The 22,945-nt window shown below is 37.5% G+C and carries 20 protein-coding genes and 2 pseudogenes; 1 reads left to right on the forward strand and 21 read right to left on the reverse strand.

What is annotated here, in order from left to right:
* The 21 genes and pseudogenes from ACTNDS_RS07775 to ACTNDS_RS07875 all read right to left on the reverse strand — a co-directional run.
* On the reverse strand, positions 1-634 hold a 634-nt coding region (locus ACTNDS_RS07775), incomplete at its 3' end, for a helix-turn-helix domain-containing protein (RefSeq protein ID WP_441034836.1).
* A 321-nt stretch (positions 635-955) separates the two neighbouring features.
* Entirely contained in the window at positions 956-1,327 is a 372-nt protein-coding gene (locus tag ACTNDS_RS07780; RefSeq protein WP_021737611.1) for a TnpV protein, read from the reverse strand.
* 31 nt (positions 1,328-1,358) lie between these two features.
* A pseudogene (locus ACTNDS_RS07785) lies at positions 1,359-1,670 on the reverse strand (23S rRNA (uracil-5-)-methyltransferase RumA); the annotation flags it as partial.
* A 278-nt stretch (positions 1,671-1,948) separates the two neighbouring features.
* Complete coding sequence (locus tag ACTNDS_RS07790; RefSeq protein ID WP_441034837.1) at positions 1,949-3,073, reverse strand: Fic family protein; 1,125 nt, start codon at positions 3,071-3,073, stop codon at positions 1,949-1,951.
* A 20-nt stretch (positions 3,074-3,093) separates the two neighbouring features.
* Complete coding sequence (locus ACTNDS_RS07795) at positions 3,094-4,443, reverse strand: hypothetical protein (protein ID WP_441034838.1); 1,350 nt, start codon at positions 4,441-4,443, stop codon at positions 3,094-3,096.
* A 76-nt stretch (positions 4,444-4,519) separates the two neighbouring features.
* Positions 4,520-4,864 (reverse strand): hypothetical protein, encoded by a 345-nt coding sequence (locus tag ACTNDS_RS07800; protein WP_005339644.1) that lies wholly within the window; start codon positions 4,862-4,864, stop codon positions 4,520-4,522.
* A 681-nt stretch (positions 4,865-5,545) separates the two neighbouring features.
* Positions 5,546-5,941 (reverse strand): annotated as a pseudogene (locus ACTNDS_RS07805) ((deoxy)nucleoside triphosphate pyrophosphohydrolase); the annotation flags it as partial.
* 6 nt (positions 5,942-5,947) lie between these two features.
* Positions 5,948-6,703 (reverse strand): HNH endonuclease, encoded by a 756-nt coding sequence (locus ACTNDS_RS07810; protein WP_441034839.1) that lies wholly within the window; start codon positions 6,701-6,703, stop codon positions 5,948-5,950.
* Positions 6,704-6,737: 34 nt separating this feature from the next.
* On the reverse strand, positions 6,738-7,838 hold the full coding sequence (locus ACTNDS_RS07815; protein ID WP_441034840.1) for a hypothetical protein: 1,101 nt from the start codon (positions 7,836-7,838) through the stop codon (positions 6,738-6,740).
* 32 nt (positions 7,839-7,870) lie between these two features.
* Positions 7,871-9,520 carry a hypothetical protein gene (locus ACTNDS_RS07820; protein WP_441034842.1) on the reverse strand — a complete coding sequence of 550 codons (1,650 nt, stop codon included), beginning with the start codon at positions 9,518-9,520 and terminating at the stop codon, positions 7,871-7,873.
* A 14-nt stretch (positions 9,521-9,534) separates the two neighbouring features.
* Positions 9,535-10,119, reverse strand: a complete 585-nt coding sequence (locus tag ACTNDS_RS07825) for a hypothetical protein (RefSeq protein ID WP_441034843.1) — start codon at positions 10,117-10,119, stop codon at positions 9,535-9,537.
* A gap of 15 nt (positions 10,120-10,134) precedes the next feature.
* Positions 10,135-12,858: an HNH endonuclease gene (locus ACTNDS_RS07830; protein ID WP_441034844.1), complete on the reverse strand. Its 2,724-nt coding sequence runs from the start codon at positions 12,856-12,858 to the stop codon at positions 10,135-10,137.
* A 188-nt stretch (positions 12,859-13,046) separates the two neighbouring features.
* Positions 13,047-13,343, reverse strand: coding sequence for a hypothetical protein (locus tag ACTNDS_RS07835; RefSeq protein WP_441034845.1), 297 nt, complete (start codon positions 13,341-13,343; stop codon positions 13,047-13,049).
* A gap of 112 nt (positions 13,344-13,455) precedes the next feature.
* Positions 13,456-14,823 (reverse strand): recombinase family protein, encoded by a 1,368-nt coding sequence (locus tag ACTNDS_RS07840; protein ID WP_441034967.1) that lies wholly within the window; start codon positions 14,821-14,823, stop codon positions 13,456-13,458.
* The gene (locus tag ACTNDS_RS07845) at positions 14,726-15,994 is read right to left on the reverse strand and encodes a recombinase family protein (protein ID WP_441034846.1); all 1,269 of its coding nucleotides are present in this window, start codon (positions 15,992-15,994) and stop codon (positions 14,726-14,728) included. The genes ACTNDS_RS07840 and ACTNDS_RS07845 overlap by 98 nt, the downstream gene beginning before the upstream one ends.
* A complete protein-coding gene (locus ACTNDS_RS07850; protein WP_441034847.1) occupies positions 15,975-16,772 on the reverse strand; it encodes a hypothetical protein in 798 nt (265 codons plus the stop codon). Before ACTNDS_RS07850 ends, ACTNDS_RS07845 begins: the two co-directional genes overlap by 20 nt.
* Positions 16,773-16,847: 75 nt before the next feature.
* Positions 16,848-17,363: an RNA polymerase subunit sigma-70 gene (locus ACTNDS_RS07855; protein ID WP_441034849.1), complete on the reverse strand. Its 516-nt coding sequence runs from the start codon at positions 17,361-17,363 to the stop codon at positions 16,848-16,850.
* 284 nt (positions 17,364-17,647) lie between these two features.
* Entirely contained in the window at positions 17,648-17,977 is a 330-nt protein-coding gene (locus ACTNDS_RS07860) for a hypothetical protein (protein WP_441034851.1), read from the reverse strand.
* A gap of 355 nt (positions 17,978-18,332) precedes the next feature.
* Complete coding sequence (locus tag ACTNDS_RS07865) at positions 18,333-20,606, reverse strand: phage/plasmid primase, P4 family (protein WP_441034853.1); 2,274 nt, start codon at positions 20,604-20,606, stop codon at positions 18,333-18,335.
* A gap of 12 nt (positions 20,607-20,618) precedes the next feature.
* A complete protein-coding gene (locus ACTNDS_RS07870; RefSeq protein ID WP_441034854.1) occupies positions 20,619-21,602 on the reverse strand; it encodes a phage major capsid protein in 984 nt (327 codons plus the stop codon).
* A 17-nt stretch (positions 21,603-21,619) separates the two neighbouring features.
* Positions 21,620-21,802, reverse strand: a complete 183-nt coding sequence (locus tag ACTNDS_RS07875; protein ID WP_441034856.1) for a hypothetical protein — start codon at positions 21,800-21,802, stop codon at positions 21,620-21,622.
* Between the two features lie 142 nt (positions 21,803-21,944).
* On the opposite strand from ACTNDS_RS07875, the gene ACTNDS_RS07880 reads away from it, so the two are divergent.
* The gene (locus ACTNDS_RS07880) at positions 21,945-22,925 is read left to right on the forward strand and encodes a hypothetical protein (RefSeq protein ID WP_441034858.1); all 981 of its coding nucleotides are present in this window, start codon (positions 21,945-21,947) and stop codon (positions 22,923-22,925) included.
* Positions 22,926-22,945: the final 20 nt, after the last annotated feature.

The raw sequence follows: 22,945 nt of genomic DNA on the forward strand, positions 1-22,945 counted from the left end.
GTTTACCACTGGAAATACAAAATGGATGATATTGAAGAGACTGAGTCTGCATCTGTTTAATATGGTACTTATTAAATGGTCGATGTACTAGATGTATTCTAAAAATTCCTTGTGAAACATAATTTATCTTGTTGGCATCATAATATGTTGGTAACATGTCTTTGGCAAAGAAACAAAACCATGCACCAAATAAAAGCATTAACCCTGTAACCAGCAATATATCACCTTTCATCTCTGCTATTGAATTCCCAGATGCAACTAACATAATAATTTCTGTAATAGATATTAAAAAACATAGCAAATATGCTAATATCCAGTTTTTTCTATGCTGATGAATAGAATTCCTAACAGCCATATCGAGAGAGCCTACTACCAATTCCTCGACTTCTTTTGTATCAATATTTTTCTGTGTATCTATTTTTTCTTCACGTAACAATTCTGTAACGGTAACATCTAATATATCAGCTATTGGTATGAGTAATACGACATTAGGCATACTAAGACCACGTTCCCATTTACTAACTGTTTTATCTGATACATATAATTTTTCAGCCAAATCCTTTTGAGTTAAATTCTTTTCCTTTCTTAATTCGGTTACAAATAAACCAAATTTTTCATTACTAATTTGATACATACATCCACCTCCTGCACACATATTATAATGAGAGTGTGCATAAATCAATCGACTAGCAGTAGAATTACAGAATATTAGCACAAAATTCATCAAATAATCTCCCCATCATGATTATTTCTATAAAGTTATCTTCGAATATTTTTTAAGGCATACTATGGAATAATTAAATCGGCAACTTATGACTATGACGGAAAAAACCAGCCTTCCGGAACTTAGAAAAAGTCACCTGATATGGAATTGTAATTCGATTCTTCTTAGAACTCTTATAAACACAAAAGCTGAACAAATAGGATTTTTCTTCCTACCTGTTCAGCTCTTTGTTTACCTGTAAATCAATTCATTTAACACAATCTCTTCTGCCATATTACGAATACCATTTACTGCTCTGACCCATTCCATCTGGTCACAAGCTTTCAATTCTTCCGTAATGCCCTGCCGCTCTATCATCTGACACACCAGAATATCCATTCTCTCCTGTGCTTCATCGTCCACAGTATTCAGATGTTCTGTCAGTCTGTCTTCCAACATATACAGTGAATACATTGCCGGACGATGCTCTTTCAGATACGTTTTTCGCATCATTCCATATTTCCCATAATGCGGTTCTTCATCTGTACTAACAAGATTCGGATAGTAAATTCCGTCTGCGCCCAGTGTGTAGGTACCACCCATTTTTTCAAATGTGCTTTTCATGTGTTATTCCTCCTTGAAATCAGCGATATCCTTAGATCATCGCAAAATATTTCAGGGCAGCCTTGATAGCATCTTCTTTCTCTTTCGGACATTGTGGAACTCTTGCATTTTCTGATTTTGGAAGGTTATAGTTTTCTCCCACTTCAATTCCACATTTGCGTTTTATCTGAGAAATATATAAACTTGAAACCTTCAGGCCAAATTCTTTCAGCACATAATCTTTGATTTCCTGATAGGTAGCTTTCGTCTCTGCACTGGTTGCATCCAGCTCATCCAGATTCAAGTCGATCTCTATTGTATCATCCGGCTTCTGTTGGGACAAAAGAACAACCGTCTCCACATGCGGAATCGTTTTTCACCGCTTTAACAGTACGCGAACCCGCATAGTTACTGAGTTTTTACACCCTTTGACATGTTGCTAATATCCGCAATCATAAGGTTAAGACATGGCGTACAGACCGTTTGATTTTGTAAACGTGTGGCGGGTACGCCGATATTTTGTAACACTTTTATAATGCAAAATCATTATAAATACTGCTGCCGATTTTGGTAATATATCTGTCCGCAAATTTGTTTAGGGCAGTTTTGCGAATGGCATTAACACCCTTTCAATGACCACTTTTATTGAAACCGATATTTTCCTTTTCCATGTCCGGTTACGGATACGATCACCTTGCTATCAACCAACAGTTTTATCAGTTCGGATGCTCTTGTTGATTTTAACCCGGTAATATCTTCTACAATCGTTCTGCCGAAATATTCTTCTTTTCCACATTTTGAAAACAGTTCAAAAGTGTGATTTATTGTTTTTTCTGAAATCATATCCGAAAAAGCAAGTAATTTATTTCGAATGTTCGCTTTTTGACTTTCAATGTCCGCTTCCGTATTCCCAATGTCCGCTTTTGCACTTTCAAAATCCGTTTCTTTAAACCTTCCACTAATGTGCATCGAACGATTATGAAGTTCATTCTTTTCATCCAACAGTAAATTTCTTAAAAACAATTCCAAATACTCAGTTGTCTCATGAACACCATTTTTCAAATCGTTATAATTGGCCCTAACAAGTGCATTTCTAAAATACCAAGCATTTTCCGCAAAAATATCATTGGTTACCTCAAATCCCAGCGTTCTAAGATACTTAATAAAAAATACTGCTGTAGTTCGTGTGTTTCCCTCGCCGAATACATGTATCTGCCATAATCTTGATACAAAGAGTGCCAAGTGATGAATAATATCTTCCATACTCAGGTTTTTATAGCTAAACTTCTTTTCCTCTGCAAAATCATAGTCCAGAGTTGCTCGAAGTTCTGATGCACTTCCATAAAGAACCGTTGCTCCATTCAGCACCCATTCTTTTTTTGTGATATTATAATCTCTCAGTTTTCCGGCGTGTCCATAAATCCCAGCAAACAACTTTTTATGAATAGAGATATACTCATTCGGGGTAAAACTAAATGCTTTCTCCGACAATATTTTTGCTATTCTAACGGCAACTTTATCAGCCTCTTCCGTACGGTCTTCTGTATTTGCTTTTGGATTTTCTTCATAATACGTATTTAGAAGTTCCTGCGCTTCATCAATCGAAATATCACCTTCAATATTCTTTATTGCAGTATCAATCAAATACTTCGAAGGCTTTAATCCATCCACTGCTTGAAGTCCGATAGCTGTATGCCAGGCGTAACCTTTGTCTCTTTTATTCGGTTCTGATTGTTTTATATACTCTTTAAAAGGATCTTTATCCATCAAATTGCCTCCATTCATTTTTACCAATACCAGCTCTTTCTGATACTGTCTTGCAAAGATTTTTCCTTTTCTTCAGCACTTTTTTCATGCTGACGTTTTCCCAGATATTCATCCTCAGTCGCTATAGACGGATCATACCAGTAAGCTTTCTTCAGAGCCCATTCAATCCATTCTGGAGTAATATCTTCATTTCCACTATCTATCATAGCCTGAATATATTCTCTTATTTCCTTTGCAATTCTATAGTCTTCAGCTTTGTTTACAAGTTCTTTTACAAGACGAATTTCTTGTTCTTTTCTTTGTCTATTTTCTTCTCTGCGTCTCGCTTCTTCAACTTTCTTACGTTCTGCCTCTTCACGTGCTTCTCGTACAATTCTATTCTCTTCTGCCTTCTCATACAGGGTAACCAAAATATCACCCAGTCTATCTTCTAATTTTTCAGAATCGTTATCTCTAATGTAGCTTCGCTCCCCAAACACAATACGAAGTTTACCATTATATACCTTGTCATACTTTCTTATTTGCGGTTTTGAAGCCCATCTATGATTTTTGATATCATCATTATACTTTACGAGCGCCTGTGCCTCTTGCTTAGTCATTTCATGCTTCACCTGATCTTGACTCTCAACCATACGAAATCTAATAATATCACCTCTAATTTTCACAGACAAATCACTATTAATACTTCCACCTAAAGATTCAATTGATTTGAATACGGTATCTAATATGGCAATTGCACGTGACATACACTCATCAGACATTTCCTTAAAGAATGCAGGTTCGTTTTCTGGTTTATTATGTCTTGGATTATAGTATGGCCTACTCTGTGCTTCTTTCAGTTTTGACTTATAATCTGCAATATCCTTCTTGTATTGGACCAACATTTTATGCAATCGTGTACTTTGACTTATCTGCAGATTGCACGCATATTCTAATACTTTATTTCTTTCCGTCGCATCCAAATAATCAAGAATTCCATCCGGCCACTCAGGTATGTTCTCCGTTTTTTTCTGCGGTGAACCTTCCTCGGCTGTTACATCCAATTCTTCTGTTATGTCAGTATGCACTTTCTCTACTACTTCTGCCTTAGCTTTCCGAATACGCTTAACAACCGCGTCTTTCGTTATTAATGAAATTTCTGTATCTTCCAATCCAGAAAATTCTACAATCTCATTTGATACATCTTTTCCCATATTCTTCTTAGTCCAATAACCAGAAGAAGGAAAAGGTATATTTTCTACTTTACAAGTTGCTATCAGTTTACCATAATTCAAGTTATATTTTCTGGCCACCCCTGCAACTGAAAGAGCCCATATTTCATCATAGAGCTGCTTACGAGTCAATTTAACTATTCCTTTTTCATTCTCCATCCTGGCAGCTCCTTTCCTGCATATTTTTTGTCAACATCTTTGTATTTTCCAAGCGAAAACGCATATTCATAAAGCTCTAATTCTGCTGATCCTCGTTTTCGCTTAATAGAAAAACCAAATCTTTTTTCATTTCTTCAAACTGTTCTATTATAGTATTTAGACTCTTTTCTATATTTTGAACTTGTACTTCTGAGGTTTTCCCATACTTATATGCAATCAATCTCTCACCAATTATGTGATAGGACCAACTCTCAGAATATGTTCTATCTCTTTCTTCATTGTGAATTGCAAAACCGATCGGTAAAAGATCATTTCTCATGCCGATACTAACCGCCATAGGGGATATGCCTAGGTAATCTGCCGCTATCTTACATGTTATTTTACTCATATTTCTAATATCTTCATCTGTGTATTTAGGCATAATTTACCTCCATTTCCAAAATATATTTACACGACTCCAGAACATCTTCCGGTATCATTCTATTTTTTCAGTTCTCCATTTAATGACATTAATTGCGTGCTCAATATAGTTTTCATATTCGTCTTTGTCCATATTAATCAAATTTTTTACAGACATGTTATTGTATATTCCAGCAATTATTGCATCATCTCCACACATATATGAATTTGAGTATTTGTTATAAAATGCCAATGCGTGATCCCTGATTTTCTCATTATTAAAATAAATATCAGGACAATCGTAGCAACAAAATTGTCCTCTGTGAACATTTGCCCCCGGCCAAACAGGTATTATATTTCCAACAGTTTCATATACATCAATAAATTGTTGCAATCCCTGATAATTATTGAGTTCTTTACACTTATCAACACAACTCAAAATAAAATCTTCGCTATATGCCAATTCTCTTGGGGAATTTCTATTTTGTGGCCTAATTGTATGTCCGCATACCTCAACCAACTCTGGATACTTTGCTTTAATTCCTAACAAATACATACTTTTAAACGAGTATAGGACATCTGTATAACACCATTCTATTTTCTGACCTCCTACACCTACGATTATTTTGCCCCAAAGCTTCTTTGTCTTTTCCTCATTCAGTTTTTCAACACTCACTTTTCTGGTAAGCATTTCTTGAACGCGCATATTATTCTTAATACATGAAATCAATGCAACGTCCGCCGGCAACCATTTTACACTATCCAATTTATCTATCGTAAGCCATTTTGCATCCTCAGCCTCTTTTAACACAATTTGGCCGCATATAATTTCTGCCCAAAAGCAGTCCATCGAAAGGTGAAATGCGGGATAATCATATTCAATAGTATCAATCAATTCACCAACATTAATGTCTACTTCCAATTCTTCTTTTATTTCTCTCACAAGAGCCTGCTGAGGTGTTTCACCTTCTTCAATCTTTCCTCCTGGAAATTCCCATTGCCCCTTGAACTCTCCATATCCTCTTGCTGTAGCAAAAATCTGTTTCTTATCTTTGATAGAATCACAGATAACTGCAGCTACTACTTTTATCGTCTTCATATTGCATCAAATAAATTCCAGCATTTTCTTTTCCATGCAGAATTCATACCCCATCTTTTTTAATCCAACTTTATCAAATTCAACAGCAATAGATGTTCCTTCAATAGCTGTAATCGTTCCTACACCAAATACCTTATGCTTTACTTGCTTTCCAACAATATCTACTGGAATAACTATAGGTGGTTTCGGTTCTGGCTTTGGAATAACTGGTGGAACATATGCTGGTTTGCTGCCGCATTTTTTCTTAGCATCTATCATTTTCATATATTGCGCATCAACATCCTTACCGCGATTCTTAAAGTCTTCCATATCTTTAAATACAAACATAGCTGGTTTCTTAACGTCATTATCAGGAACCGGGCGAATCGGAAACATCCATACTTTTCTTGGAACACCATCTTCACCAGGCTGTTCTTCTGTGTATGGTTTATCAACTAACTCAATTCTTCCGCAATAAATATATTCCCCTGCATCCATTACCTCAAATAGATGCACATCAACGCCATTACGCTCACACGCTGCAAGTGTTGCATTTTGTGCCCAATTAATATCCTGATCTCCATTCTTTCCCATTCCGGTGTAGTGAAGAACTCCACCAATCCACTTATCGTGATAAATTCCTTTTGTATAATCAGATACTATTACCAAAGTATTCGTAGTTCTAGAACGACGCATACCACCCATATTTCCACATTTGAATGTATCAACAACATCCGCATTTTTTAGTATCTGACCTATCTTTAGTCCTGGATCAAATGCCACAGAACCACCTCCTGCTCTCTATTATGTAATACCACTATTTTTTCTTTCCAAATGAATGGTACTGTATTGTTATCTTGACATCATGTTCTAAAATTGCACCCTTTTTAATAGACTCCCTTCCTGCCACGACCACCTGCTGAACTGCTCTATCTTTTTTTATCCATCCAGTCTTCAAGTCATTAAGAGGTAACGTATACACTTCTGTAAAACCAACATTTAGTAATTCTTGCGCCAACTCATCAAAATCTCTCTTTATCATCTGGCGTGAGGAATATGGAAATGCAAATTCTTTTTTCATATGGTATGTAACAATTATTTCTGCATCATATGGCACCATCATACCAGTATCTATCCATGATTGTCCATTTATCACGACCTGTGCAACCTCTCCAACACGAAAGTTATTATCAATATAAACGTCCTTTACTGGAATTGCTTTGTATTTATTAAATCCAGTTTCCTTCAATATACATAGAACACGCTCATAATTATCACCTATTAAATCACTCGTAGAAAAGTCTATTTGCAAATTCTTCTTATTGAAGAATAATGCTTTCATTCTCTTTTTCCGAAGCTTCTTTTCATATTGTTCAGCAGCACGTTTCTCTGCACGAATTCGTTCCTCTGCCTTACGTTCCTCCTCTGCTTCCTCTTCTTTGTGCTTTGCATATGCAGCTGCACCAAGACCCAATGCTAAACCAGCCAAACCAGCTGCAAGTCCGATCCCATCTGAAGCATCCCCCTCATCGTCTTCATCGTCATTGTCCGAATCATAGTAAGTGCAACTGTTGTCACTCTCATAATATGAGCCACTTCCATCTTTGTTTTTATACCCCCAACTTCCGTCTTCTCCATAATAGGAACCGCTTCCGTCGGCATTTTTATATCCCCAGCTTCCATCAGCACCATAATATGATGCACTTCCGTCAGCATTCTTATATCCCCAGCTTCCATCAGCGCCATAATAAGAACCGCTTCCATCTTCATTCTGATAGCCCCAACTCCCATCAGCGCCATAATAGGAACCGCTTCCGTCATCATTTTTGTAACCCCAGCTTCCATCCTCATCACCTGAATTAAATGTTTCATTCACATCATCCGAATTCAAGTAATCCCAGCCTTTATCTTTTCCCATAGTGACCTCTTTCTCATTGCTACACTTGCAGCCTAATTCACATATCCAATCTTATTAACACCAATCACACCTCGTCTAACCATTACTAATTGCACTGTCGTAAGCTGCGCATGCATAACTTGAGTATACTTAACCTGTGTTCTCTTTATCTCTGTATTCTTTACTAGAATATTTGATACCGCTGTAATAGTAAGTCCCATATCTCGAAGTACTTCTTCCGGAAGTTCATAATTTTGCTCAACCAATCCAAAGCATGTAAATCCAGAATCAACACAAAATGAAATAAGGCATTTCTCGCCAACATTCAAAACTACCGAAGATAAGCAACTTCCTATTAAACTTCCAAGCATATACCCTATAACCGGTAATTCAGGTGCAATAGCTTGACCTATAGCACCGCCAGCCAATGCTGCAAAAGATATCACGATTTCTTTCGTTATAGTTACTCCCATCTCTCTTGATGTCATTTTACCAACAGCTACTAACATGCTGCTCTTAACTACATCGAGACAAATAACTGTCAATGCTCCAATAACATGAGGACTTACATTTACAAAGCCCTCTCCAAGCTTACCTGCTTTACAAGCAATAGTAAGAGCACTTGCAACGGAACCACGTAAAAATCCCTCTGCACTGGCTGATATTGCCACTTTCCCAGTTTTCTTTAGCTGCTCTAAATCAATTTCTCTATTTTTTATTAGTAAGAATATACCTTTAATAATCTCTGGTCCAAGCTGCAATACGAGAGTAATCGCTGCCGCAGTATATCCAGCCTTTAGTGCCTGACTCAATATGTATTCAGCAGTAACCAAATCATTGAGACTAATGCCAAAATCTTCTGGTCTAAATTTTCCTTCTTTTATCAACTCTGCAATAGCTTCCGCTTCTTCTTTCGTTAAAGGAACTGACTCTGCTCCTTGTCCGTCAGAAATTCTATCTACAAGTTTTTCTAGCGTTTCTTGATAATTTGCTAATACTGCTGCACGATTTGAAGTATCTTTTCCACCTTCCTTAGCAATTTCTCTTTCCAAATACTCTATTGCTTCTCGAATCTGATCGGTAGGAATAAGACGCTCTTGTCCATTATAAACAGATGTAAGTAACGTTGTAATATCATACTCTCCAGCATGTAGCTTAATAAACTGTTCTAAGCTTACCGAACTGTCATTTCCATTTTCGGCAAGAAAACTTTTATAATCCTCAATTATTTTTTTTACATTAACATCTTTAATATATCCATACTGCTCAAGATACTGTTCAAATGATATTGCCTCACCTTTACGTGGTTTACTCAAATACTCATGATACGCCTGAATAACATTCTTTGCTTGTGCTTTCACACTTTCATCATATGTGCGGATATATTTTGAACTATATACTTTACCAAAATTAGTAGATATATCAACAGAAGCATGTTCCGTACTTCCATCAACATAAGCCCTGCTAGCTGATCCCCTTAATGCAGCCTCAATATTAAAGGTATCAGCATGCCAATACTCTGCTACAAAGCCTTTTAATTGCTTGACGCCTAAATTGTTTGCACCTAATTCCTGCATATCTTTGGCGAGTTTTTCAATTGCAACATCTACTTCATGAATATACGCATCCCCTATATGAGCAGCATATTCTGCACCCATTTGTTTACTTGAAAACTCCCAACCTGCTTGCATTTCCTGCTGCATAGAGAACACCCCCCTTATGCCTTCATAAATGTATCTAAATAATTGTTATATAAGTCCAATATCCCATATAAATATAACTGTTGGCGCAGTTTTGCCTTATCCTTAAAGAAATCAACTGCAAATGATGCACCTAATCCAACTAATCCAAAAAGGACTGCAATTCCACCTTTCTTTGCAACCTTTACAGGTGTCTTTTCTTTTTTCTTCTCCGGCAATGTTTGCTTTTTAAATTCTGCCAAAAAAGCCTCATAGTCTTCTTTCTTTCCAATAGCATATTCATCCACCAAGATTAGTGCCTGTTTTCCTGCCCAGCCATACTTAATGCCCCACTTATCAAATTTGTAATCAATAACTGGTTCTAATTTATCAGTGCCTTTTATATTTCCAATAAATAAAACTTTATCTTCTACTGTTCCGGCTTTTTTCTGAGATAACCACATTTTTTCATCCCAAGCAACAATTGTAATGCTTCCATCCTCAGTTCCTACAATTTTACCCGTTTCTTTATCGTCGTCATTTGTCTCAACAAGTTTTTTCAACTGATTTAAAAGCAATTCATCTTTATATACTACAATAAGTGTCTTAGGCTCAATAAACATTATATACCTTCCTTTCTACGCTACATATCCATACATTTCTAATAAGCGTTCCAACGTAATTTTTATCCCTACACTCGCCAATGCATCTTTACGCTCTTCATACAATTTTCTAAGTAACACATCTGCATCCTTTCCATAATGAATTTGATTATGACAATTACTGCAAAGCGAAACAATATTCTCTTCCACATCCAATGAAACATCAAATTCATCCGAAAATGCCATAGGGATAAGATGATGCGGTTCTGTATACTTCTTATCCGACTTCTTTCTTATAAATGTTGGATGACTCACATCAATCTCACATTCATAATTTGCATGCGCCAAAGCATTAATAGCAGTTTGTCTATCCCTTGGATATGTCTTATGCCCATTCGTGTAAACAGGTGCTGCTTTTTCTTTTGGTTCACTGTTATACTCAAATCCTTCTGCACTACCAACATTAGCCTGCTTTAATTCTTCTATTAAGCTATTGTCCTCTTTTTCTTCTACTTCAATATCAGCAGAAGTACTTAACTCCGGATATAATGCAGCCATTGCTTTTACTAATTCTGGTCTAATCTTCCATTCAAAACGGCCATCTTCTCTTATACGCCCCCAAAACGGAACTCTCCACCATACTTGACTTCCATCATGTGCAATTATGGCCGGCAAATGCATTTTCTCAGAAATTCTTTTTGCTAATGCTACAATTGGCGTTATATAACTTGTAGGAGAAACACCGTCTTGAATACTTAAATCATAACATGCAGCAGCGTGATTATCTGACAGATAAAATCTCTTTAACAATTCAATATCTGTTTCCTTAAAAATCTCCGAATCTTGCAATAATTCCATCCATTGTTTCTTTGTAATACTAACTTTTGAAACATACTCCTTCGGATAGGCATTGTCTCTCTCTTCCTGTAAATCTTTTTGTAACTTCTGTTCCTCAAACGGTCTCCCAAAAGAGTGATATAAAAAGCTACTAAACAAATGATTATTCCAATCCTTCATTTCCGGACGCTGTTTCTTCCATTCAACCAATTTGTTTTGTTTATCTAAGATGTCATCTGTTGGATTAAATTGCAAATCAAGTTTTTTAATAAAATAATCCAAATGCTCATCAGAAAAAATACATAAATATTCTTCTGGGAAGAAAACCGACAATATCTTACCTCGAAGCAATGGTGCCAATTCACACTTCCTTATTGATTCTAAATCCTTCTTCTCGCCATCCATACGAAGATATACTATTTGTTTTTTAAGTTCCTGCATCACCTCGTCCGGATCGTTTCCAAATCTTTTTGACCATCTATATTTTTCTTCAGTATCAACACCGCTTTTTCCAAAATACAGACCAAATTTAGCAGACGACGAACCATGTATATCTCCAAGTCCCTGCAGCTCTGTTTCTAATCTATAACAGAAACTTGTCTTACTTCCCATTCCCACAACATATTCTTCTTTTGTCATGTTCATGAGCTTATTCATGTTGAAATCATTTACAAACTGCTGCCTTAACTCTTCCAATTCCATTTCTCTCGGCTGTATTTCTGGCAGTTTCTTTATAAACTGATTAATCAAACTATCGATTACCACACAATTTTTTCCAGATAATAACGACTCAATCTCTGCATCCATTGCTTTAGATTCAGTTTCCATTTTTTTAGACGCTACCTTCTTTCCAGCGGTTGCATCTAAAAAGTATCTGGCTAGTTCCTGCGAGATCGGGAATAAATAACCCATGTTTCCTGAACCATTTTTATCAAATGGACTGTATTTTTCCGGCAATAACAGTTTAATATCTTCCCAATAGTCTTTCGGTGCAATGGAATGACTTAATGCATAGAAATTCACATCTACGCGCCATCCTTCTTTTGCCCCATTTTCATCTGACAATTCTATTGTATATGCATCCGTTTTCGCTGTACTTACAGCGACTACATGCTGCTTATATCCATGAAAAATCACATCACCTTTCTTCACTTCTTTTAAGCGTGACCAGTGATGATTTTCTGTTCCATCTTTAGCTTGTTTTAGCGCCTGAAGATATTCTCCTTTACTTTCTTCACCAAAACTCTGATTCTGAAATACATAAAAATACTGTGGAGTACCTACATTGCTAACTACTGAATATCCATATGGCACCGAACTGCCACTTTTAATAACCAATCCCTGCTGCTCCATGAATGTAAGTTCTGCATGTACGTTGGCTTGCTGTTTACCAATTTCATACATGATATCCGTCAATTCTCTTGCAGTCACCGGACGATTATATGCACGTTGTAAAATCGTAATTGCTTCTCGACGTGTTTTTAGAGCAATTCCTTTTTTATCATAGAAATGGTCAAAAACATTTCCCCCAGTTTCTATCACAGAAAATAAATATGCAGAAAGCTGCGAATTAACCTTACTTGGTCCCTGTACAGTTTTTAATCCATTCTCAATAAGTTTACTGCGTCCCATCAACGGATTATCATATTTGTCCAATAAATGTAAGCGCATATAACGACCATAATTTTCGTAACTACTACCATCTAAAACGAATTCCGAATCATCAATAGTAGCTTCCGGCAATTCAACTTCCATTGCTTCACATTTATATCTAATCGCACTCATCGGAGCGCCAACATATATGTATACAATATCTCCTTTTTCAACATATGTACTCTGCTTCCAATCAATCGTATCTAACTTGTCAAATGCACCTTCGACATTATAAGCATTAATATTACAAGTAATAATCCATTCAGTCATGTGACGTCTCCTCTCTATACGCTTTTTACCAAAATACTCCTTTATGCGCAATACACTTCTTTTCAAAAGCGTATAATATCCCTAATATTAAATTATATCACATAACATCCGTTTTTTCATTCAGTTTTTTATGCAGATTGCCCAATCGCTGCTAGCTATTCTTTCAATAAAATATTTCTATTTTTATACTATTTTATGTCACCTGCTTTCTTGATTAACTTAATATCTGCGCCTGTAATCCCTCTCTTCCGATTATACCTACCTGCAAAATAACAAGCCTTACTACAAAATTTCAACTGTCGACCAAGCAACTCCTTCCCACAAACAATACACTTCTCTTGCTTCAATCCCGGCACGTAAAACAAATCATCCTGCGCCTCGTAATGCCAGTGCTGCCTACACCAAGCTGAACAATAATATTTGAATTTACTCCTTACATCAATTTTCTTCCCGCAATACCTGCAATTCTTTAACTTTTCCATCATGGTCACCTCCGATGGTATATATCACTCTAAATGCTGCAAATTACAAGTAAAAAATAACGCTGTACAAGACTTTTCTCATACAGCGCCAAACACCACCCGTTATTTACTTTTATTATTCTGTCTCACATTCAAATTCTGTTCCGTCATAAAAGCGGATTACCAATCGTCCCGATTCAAAAATCTTGATGTAATCCATAGCCATAATCATAAGCTCGCCATCAAGTTCTTTTATCTTTCCCTTCTTTGCAGCGGCCATAATCTGTTTTGTTTTATAGCGCAATAGCTCGTCTCCTTCTTTTAGATTTTTCTTCCAAAAATCCTTATATTCATCGTAGTTTCCGGCTATCTCATTCCAACTCATTATAAAGAGCTTAATTAAGGCTTCCTCCAACACATACCGATTGCTACATATTCTTGCACCACCGACCTTGTTAGTAGAAGCGCAGCGCCACTTTGCAACTCTCCTTCCATCCCGGTAGGTGTACTGTACTCTGGTATAAAGATGATTGCATTCACCGCAAATAACCTTACAACTAAGCGGTTTTGTTTCTGTTAACTGCGCATACGCATTGGTATGATGCTCTTCGCAATATTTTTCACGCCTTGCAATCTCCTGCTGCACTGCATTCCAAGTATCAATATCAATAATGGCTTCATGGTCATCCTGGATATGATACATCTGTAGCTTACCATCATTGACCACACGTTTCTTGGTTAGGAAATCTTGTGTGTAGCTTTTCTGCAAAATGGTATCGCCCATGTACTTCTCATTTCGAAGCATGCTGTCAATAGAAGTTGCCTGCCAATTATATTTTCCATCCCAATTCTTTACCTTTTCACTCCTAAATAACCTTGCAATTCTATCCGGCGTTTTTCCAGTAAGGTATTCTTGATAAATGCGTTTTACAATTTTCGCCTGCGCTTTATTCACTACAAGCTTGTCATCTTTATCGTAGTCATATCCTAAAAATCGCTTGGTGGAAATCTTATAAGTTCCCTGCTCAAATCGCCTACGAATTCCCCATGCGCTGTTTTCGGAAATGGAGCGTGACTCATCCTGGGCCAATGATGATAATATGGTCAAAAGCACCTCACCCTTAGCATCCATAGTATTAATATTCTCTTTCTCAAAAATAATTGCAATGCCCTTTTCCTTGAGCTCACGCACATAATTCAGGCAATCTAATGTGTTTCTTGCAAATCTGGAAATCGACTTTGTAATAATTAAGTCTATCCTTCCCGCCCTACAATCGTCAATCATACGCTTGAATTCTTCTCGCTTTTTGGTATTGGTACCAGATATACCTTCATCCGCATAAATATCCACCAAATCATATTCTGGATTTTTCTCTATCATCTCTGTATAATAACGGACTTGATTCTCATAACTTGATAACTGTTCTTCTTGATCGGTTGACACGCGGCAATATGCTGCAACCTTCTTTTTCTTCGCAATCTGTTGCCCGGACTCCGTTGTCATAGTCTGTTTTGCTGGTATAACAGTAATGTTTCGAGCCATCAACGACCACCTCCTCTACTACAGTTGGCTCTGTAAATATTCTGCCTGCAAGCTCACTATCTCGTACCCGAATCCCCTTACAGGCAGCTTTTCCTTGGTGAATATATGTAGCACATAACCACTCCACCTTCTTGTTGTAAACATATCTTCTTCTAAGAAACTTCCCACAATAGGGGCATATCAACTTATGGCTATTAGGATACCGTTTGGTATAATCCGTATTTCCCTTCTTAATGCCACGCTGCTTTCTGTTGTAGGCCATAAGCTCTTGCGCATGTTCCCAATCCTCCGGTGATATAATCGCTTCATGACTTTCAGTTACATAAAATTGTGTTACCTGGCCGTTATTTTTCACCGTATTGCGCATGTTTTCCGGGGTATAATATTTCTGTAAAAGACTGTCACCCTTGTATTTCTCATTAGTAAGCATTCCCCTTATGGTACTGGCATGCCATGCAGAGCCGGTAACGGTAGTAACACCTTCTTCATTCAGTGCTTTCGCAATACAATGGGTACCAATACCAGATAAGTACATATCAAATATCCTTCGAACAATGGCAGCTTCTGCTTCATTTATCACCAGATTCCCGTTCTCATCCTTGTCATAACCCATAAAGCGGGTTGTGTTAATCATAAGCTCGCCTCGTTCAAATTTCTTTCTGCAGGCCCACTTATTATTTTCACTCATACTTCTGCCTTCTTCCTGAGCAAAGGAAGCCAACACTGCAAGCATCATTTCTCCCTCCGAAGACATGGTGTAAATATTATTTTCTTCAAACAATACTCCAACGCCGATATCCTTAAATTCTCTTACAACTCGAAGGAGTGTCACCGTATTTCTTGCAAATCGTGATATGGATTTTGTGATAATCACATCTATCCTGCCAGCTTTAGCATCGTTTATCATCCGCTGAAATTCTGGTCTCTTTTCTGAAAATCCTGTAATTCCCTGGTCCGCGTACACGCCTACAAATTCATATTCCGGGTTTGATTTTATAAGCGACTCATACGTTGTAATTTGATTTTCCAGTGAATTTTCCTGGCTATCACTATCCGTTGACACCCTTGCATAAGCGCATACTTTTATTTTCGCTTGCTCCTTACACTCAGGTTCAATTTTCTTTATCTTCACCTAACCTCTTCCTTTCATACTTTGCTCTATGTTCAAGCTCCTGTGCTCTTGTACGAAATGCCGCGTTCCCTTCTAACTTAGAAAGTAAAACTTTGCGGCTGGATTTATATTTCTCCCCCGAAAAACCAATCCTTACAAGCCAAACCCGAAAATAATATCTCTCATTATCCGGCGCCGCCTTTGCTAGCTTCACCTTTTTTGTAATAAACGCTTCATTGCATATTGCGGATGCCAAATCCATATAGGCTCTAATCCATTCCGGTTCCTCCGTATACGGAAACCCCTCAAAATGAATTTTTCTCTCATCAAATCGAATGCCTTTTGTGGAGTCTTCGCCGCCTACCTTTTCCCATAAAAATAGGAACTCGCTTACACTCGTCGGCGGTTCCTCGTTCAACATTTCTATCAGTCTATGGGATATCTGAAATCCATTTAACGCGCCTACTGCTTTATTAATGAGTTCTTCTTTGGTCCATATAATTTGCACCAAATGTACCAAACTCTCTGCCGTATGCGCACCAATTGGAATATCAATTGACAAAATACTTCTGTCATCATCCCAACTATCATCAATGAGTTTCTGTGCCGCAAGCGCCTTGAGCACACCTACATTCTCCATAAAATCTTCTACCAGAAGGTTCCCTTCTCTATCAATTGTGAAGGTTCCATCAGTATACTGGAATGTAGGTGGCCCCTGGTAACGCATTTTTACTCCGGTTAAAGAATAAAGCACATCTACCAGTTCTCTCCTATTTTTTGTAAGTGTTAAAATCGTCATCGTGTGACCTCCTTCCATTTTGGTATGTGTATATATCACTCTACCAGGGAAGAAAGTCAACGATTACTTACATAATTATGAGATTTTCTTTAATACAACTTCTGTTGGAGCTTTCCCGCTTATCTCCTGCCTTTTTGCAATTTCCTTCTTATCTACTTCCTCATCAGGATCGGTCCAAAATCGGTCCTGAATATAGCAATCATGGCTGCAATACTTTCTACCTTTATTACCATACGAATAGAAAATACGCTTACAATATCTGCACTCGCACTTATAAGTTGCTTCTTTGCTATGCATAGACTTTTCCGGATGTTCTTTCCACCAAGCCCTGCGGCATGCATCTGAGCAAAAGATCTTTTTACCTGAATGTGCTGTTCGGATAATCTTACCACCGCAATGTTTGCATACTTCCGGATGTTTCTTATGCTCCTCAAAATTCACTTTTACTAAGTCGCTCTTCCCATCAAGTCCATGTGTTTTACAAAAGTAACGCACATTTTCTTTCGATGTTCCAACTACGACAGCAATCGATTTATATCCCAACCCTTTAAGGCGGAGACTTGTAATTTGTTTTGCAATTTCTGGTCTCATATCTAAAATCCTCCGTAATAATCAAAATATTCATAGTTTCTATCCTTTCAAAGCGCACTGAGTATTACACTTCCTGGCGCACTAATTGTCTCGTTTTTACTTTGTTTTCCTTGTTTTATCGTGCTTTGTCCTATTATTCGTGTTCATCGTAATACCCCTCTTTCAATTTCGCGAAAATCTGCGTGAAGGGGGCCATCGGTCTTCAGGGATAAAAGCTGTAGAGATTAACATCCCCCCTACCCTGGATAACCGTCTAACCATTTAACGTTTAGGTGTTTAATTCCCTATGCGATATAGCCACGTGCTTTGTAATCGAAACACTTGCTTCGCTTACTAATACAATAAATCCAGTTAAGCATATGCTCATCAAAAGGTTCATAACCCGAAAGCAACATAGCATGTTTGAACTGGTTATTGGTAAGATAAATCTTGGTGTCATGTTCCTGGATATGCTTGATACCATAACTTGTATGGCCATGAAGCACACCCTTTCTTGGCGTAACATTCTCTTTAATCCAATCCAAAATAACCTGTTGTTCTTCCTTACTTAAATCTGTTAACAACGCTTCATCCCCATCTGTCCAGGGAACACCATTTTTAATCACTGATTTCATCGTTTATTCCTCCTCCGTTTCTATCGTTTTCAACGTTACTTTTTTTGGTGACAATAATTCTTTACTGGTGACAGTACCTTTTTCTTTCATTTCACCAATTGTCACCACACTAATCCCTATGAATATAGGTAGTCACACTGTTCAGGTGACAATAGTGACACAAAAACCAACTGCTTTTTTATATACACGTTTTATAACTACTATTTACTTTCTTTTTCGGTAGAGCCAAGAAATAGAAAGTATTGTCACTTCTGTCACCACCTACCATTACCCCTGCAGAAACTATGGCATTTGTTTGGTGACAATAAATCGTGTACGCTGTCACTTGACTATCACAAAATGACATATACTGTCACTACGCTAGCAAAGGTTCTACATCATCGTATCCATATACTTTTCTGTAGTTTTCCTTTGCTTCATCGGAAAGAGTATAGGTTCTATAAAAGCTGCCTCCCTTTCCTCTTCGAACTACCATATCCTGATAGTTCATACCAACATGCTTTGAAAGATCATCGCGAAACTCTCTGGCTGTTTTTGAAAACCCATGATTATTATCCTTGCACCATTCCTGGTAAACTTTAAATACTTTACCCGTTGTACAAGCATCACTAATCTTTCCTGCTTGTCTTTCCACCATACAATCATCGAAAAATGCAATTACGGTATTGTTTTCCGCCTGATACTGCTTTCTGGAATCCTTCACACAATCCGGTTCTGAAAAAACATATCCATTTGCAATAACTCTCTTAAGAGCCATAACAGCTTTATAGATTATGCCTTCTCTCTCGGCATACATCTTGTCTAGCAGTTTCTTATCCTGCTTTTCCAACGGGATTACATTGTTGCATTCCACCTGCATGATACGGTTATAAACCCATTCTCCATCATCCCCTCCAAAGCGAGGCGTACGATTCATACAGAACCAGAACACACCACCGAATACAAACTCAAAACCATTCTTGCCCTTAAACTCTGCAAAAATGCTATCGCCTCCGGTACACTTCTTGAAAGTCTTAAGTTCATCTACCGTCATAAAGCTCATATCCGAACTTCCCGCCAGACGCTTTCCATAAATGTTACTGGTTCCAAATCTTGCCTCAATTTCACCAAGATCCATTGCAACATAATTCCCCTTTCCAAGAAGAAGCTCTGTTAGTGACTTAAGTTGTGACTTTCCAGTATCACCGGACCCCACCATAAAGAGCGCCTTTTTCATACGCCAGCCTTTCACATTCGAAATACAAACTCCCATAAACTGTAATAAGAGTTCCTGCGTCTCCTTGTTTCCACCAGTAAGTGTATTAAGAAAATCATCAAATACCGGTGTGGCTGCTGCGCTTCCTGTCCAATTGCATGGTAATTGAATGGTTGACAACACATCTGGACTGTGCGGAAGCATCTCCATTGTGTCTATGTCCAGAAATCCATTTGCGAAATTGATAAGATTCTCATTCGTATTCACATCATCACTAATTACAAAATTCAAATCTGTAATAAGCTGCTGGAACACTTCATTAACATCTCTCATATGAAGAAGTGATTCGTCATAATCCATGATGTATTTTTTAATGAGGCCTTTGATCATCTCATCTGCATAAGGCCTATAACAACCATCTTCATAAACATATCTTTGCACACCACTTCTTCCAGTATCTCTAACAGAAAGCATATATTGATTTTCTCTAAAATACTTAGCCAAAAGTGGACAACTCACATGTCGTCTTTCTTTTTCATCTTCCCAGATAAATGGTGGCATGGGAGGTTTTCCTGTATAGAACACACCATTACAAAGCTCAATTGCTTTCTTAATGGTAGTTTCTCTATAGTCATCACGTTCCCACTTGTCACGCATGATAGCACTGCTGCGATACAGCCTATCAATAACCTCCTCATCTCCGCCACTGTAAAAAGCAAGGAAATTACAAAGGGCCAAGTCCGCTTCTGATCCAGAACCATAATCACTTTTATCACCTTCCCCATAAAGCTTATTAAACTTCTCTGCGTTCTTGGCGTTTCTAGCGATATGTATGATATTCATATCTGAAAGATTCTTTGCTTCTTCCTCCTCTGCTGCCTGAAGCGCTTCCTTTGTAAAATTCTCTCGCTTCATATATTGCTCTAAGAAAGCAAGCACACCTTCTGTACATTCTTTTACTGGTACATCATTTGAAACATTACCTGTAAAGGTCATATACCTATTTGTAAATCCACCTATATAACACTCCAAACCGTTATAAGGATTTTTCATATAGTATATGGAAGAAAGCTTCCCGTTTTCTGTAGGAATAGCAGCGGCATCCACCTTAAATACAATATGCCTTCCTTCACCACTAGGAGATATCTCCATATAAGAAGGAACCAGTGAAAGTATTGCTTTTGGAAATGTATCATCCAAAACATGATCCATATCAATAACTGCATACCCTTCTGGGATTACAAAACCAACACCATCAAAACCTGCATTGACGCATTTTATGGCTTCTTCATAAGATACCCAAAGGCCGCCGTATTTCTTATCCGTACCGCATCTGTATTTCGTTTTCGCACTATACAAAACCTTTGTCTTTTTCCCCTTATTGAATTCGTATTTCCATACAACCCATATAGGCATATCCTTTAACGTCTGCATAAAGATCACCTCCTAAGAAGCGATCTTTAATGTCTTGATCGCCTCTGGCAGTACAAGCTTGCCATCCACACGATGAGTTACTCGATATCCAACCATTCCTTTGTCTGAATACACCTCCCCCATACGCTTTATCGATCTGTTGCTTCTATCACCAATCCAGTAATAAGAGAAATCACCAAACATAACAGGACACTTACCTGGCTCAACATCCGGCATGGCATCTGATACATAAACTTCTCTGCCATTCAGCTTCAAAGGTAATTCTTTTGTCATATCACCTTCCCAGATATTACGTCCCATAACAGATCTTTCCTTCTGAAGAATTCTAAGGGCATCTTCACTCATAACCCATACGCCCTTATTTCGATAACGCTGTCCAACACTGTAAAATAATTCGAGAGCATCATCCAAGCAAAGCTTAGAAGTCTCATGTCCAACTGGTGCATCTACAAGAACACCCGTAGGCTTATGAATACCATCACCAGAAATAAATGCTTCTTCCTCAAGTTCACCAATCTTATCACCGGCAGTATCTACAATGTATTTCTCGATATCAAAACCAGCATCTTCGAGCAATTCCTCTGTTACAAGAGTGATATATCCATTCTTATGGGCATCAATTACAACCTGGTAAAATTCCAAATCTGTATCAGGAAATTTTCCACCTTCTTCTACCCAATCTGCAGTTGGATTTTTAGATACTCCTGGAATTCTAAGCAGATGCTCTGTCTTGATTACATTTGAAAGTCGTCTCATAACTCCTTTACTCTCAAGCTTTGTTACCAACTTCTTTTCAAATTCATCCGGCACAAGATATCCGCCCTCCTTATCAGAACCAACCTTAAGTGAATCTGTTACTTCTGCATATCTAAGGTAGTTCATATAATCCTTTGGATACTGCTTTGCCTTGCGAATCATATCGCGCTTTACAGAATCGCCATTCACGATAGCTTCGAGAGCCGCCATTCTCTCTTCAATTGTCTTTTTCTTTTCCATAAAAAATCCCTCCTCTTTTATGCTGTTTTCTTAACAGCAATCTGGTCAATAAGTTTCATAACTTTGCGCTTTTCATCCGCATCAATTTCAAATCTTAATTTCTTACTTAGCGTTACATCTGTAATTCCAAACTCTGCAGCTATCTCCCAGAGTTTCACTTTATGCAACTTTGCATAAGCTCTGATATCTTCATTCGCCATATTTATCCTCCCTTCTGAAACAATTTCTATTATTTTGCTTTTTGCTATTGTTTCTAGATATAGAATACTATATAATCTTACCAACAACAAATTTTAGTTGGTAAGCCTCTTGGTAAGAAAGCGCAAAAGGAGATCCATTATTATGAGTATTTCAGATTACTTTACATGTACAGAAATTGGTGGTTTAACAGAAGTTACCTACCATAATATTTACTTTAAAAACTATTACTTCAAGGAATTAGATGGTAAAAAGTATATCCTACCGTCTATAGATATTGATGCAATCACTATTAACCGTCCTACTGCACTAAGTGCAAAAGATACATTTTTTTCATTATTGAAGCTTTACAACGAAATCTGCAGTTTAAGCTCCGAGGATGCTGACAATGCTATTCTCCGTTGGTGTAATAGCAATGCCCATCCTTATAACATAGACCGCTTATATGATTTACTTGTTCCAATGGATGGTTCCGTAGGAACGTTTGATGAGAATACAATGAAGCTTTGTTCTTTTCCAGTTTTGAAATTTAAAAAGGACCTAATTAAATTAGTCCGCCATTTCAATTTCTCATATGCACTTGAACATTTAGGAAAGAACTCTAGGATTGCTTTTGAACTTTATAAAGAATATCCAGAATGGAAAGAATACAATTATTTTGAACCATATAAGAAGATGGCCCGCAAAGACGCCGGTAATGACGAAAAATCTCTCTTGCGTGCATTTTATAGATATGTGGCTTCCGATTATGAATCTTTAATTCATCTACTGGTAAAAGACTTCAAACCTCAAACTCTTCAAATCAAACTCAATAGAGAAACCATGCAGCCACACCACACGTTATTAGTAGACTCTGTATTTGATATTGGCTGGTTTGTATTTTCGAAGTTTATCACCGAGGATGCTTTATTCATTGATTTTAAGGACTCTGAATATTTTGATGATTTCGAACCTACCGAAGACAATGATTACGCCATAAAAAAATTAACCCGTTGCTTACACTGCGGCGATTATATTCCTAGGTCACATAACCGGAAGTATTGCAACAAGGACGAATGTCAAGCTGCACGAAAACGCAAAAAATCCAGCGATTATACCAAGCGTAAAAACGAAGAAGGCCGCTAGTACTGCGCTAGTGACCTTCA

The sequence above is a fragment of the Blautia sp. HCP3S3_C12 genome, from assembly GCF_052064155.1.
In the GTDB taxonomy this organism is placed as follows: domain Bacteria; phylum Bacillota; class Clostridia; order Lachnospirales; family Lachnospiraceae; genus Blautia_A.